Origin of the sequence: Salipiger sp. HF18 (genome assembly GCF_011806505.1) — a bacterium.
Taxonomy (GTDB): Bacteria; Pseudomonadota; Alphaproteobacteria; order Rhodobacterales; family Rhodobacteraceae; genus Salipiger; species Salipiger thiooxidans.
Genome location: NZ_JAATOS010000939.1, coordinates 1 through 706, shown reverse-complemented (window position 1 = coordinate 706; position 706 = coordinate 1). Strand labels below are relative to the sequence as shown.

Annotated in this window: 1 protein-coding gene; it reads left to right on the top strand. The window is 70.4% G+C overall.

The features are described 5' to 3' along the window. Positions 1–706, top strand: a 706-nt coding sequence (locus tag HC022_RS28120) for a pseudouridine-5'-phosphate glycosidase (RefSeq protein ID WP_167454552.1), incomplete at both ends; no start/stop codon positions are given.

The window sequence follows — 706 nt, the reverse complement described above, 5'->3', positions numbered from 1 at the left end:
ATGAGCCTTCTGTCCCTGTCCGCCCCCGTTGCCGAAGCTCTTGCTCAGGGCGCGCCGGTGGTGGCGCTGGAATCCACCATCATCACCCACGGAATGCCGTGGCCGCGCAATCTCGAGATGGCGCGCAAGGTCGAGGACACGATCCGCGCCGAGGGTGCGGTTCCCGCCACCGTCGCGGTGATCGAAGGCAAGCTCTGCGTCGGGCTCGACGATGCCCAGCTCGAGTCGTTGGCGCAGGCGCGCGGCGTCGCCAAACTGAGCCGCGCCGATCTCGCGGTCTGCATGGCCCAGGGCGGCACCGGCGCCACCACTGTGGCCGCGACCATGATCGCCGCGGCCCGCGCCGGCATCACCTGTTTCGCCACCGGCGGCATCGGCGGCGTGCATCGCGGCGCCGAACAGAATTTCGACATCTCCGCCGACCTTCAGGAACTGGCGCAGACGCCGGTGACCGTGGTCTGCGCCGGCGCAAAGGCCATCCTCGACCTGCCGAAGACGCTCGAGGTGCTCGAGACGCTGGGCGTGCCGGTCATCGCCTATGGCCAGGACCAGCTTCCGGCCTTCTGGTCGCGCGAGGCCGGGCTGCGTGCGCCGCTGCGCATGGACAACCCGCTCGAGATCGCCCGCGCTGCTGCCATGCGCGCGGCTCTCGGCCTGCCGGGTGGACAGATCGTGGCGAACCCGATCCCCACCGAGGCCGAGATCC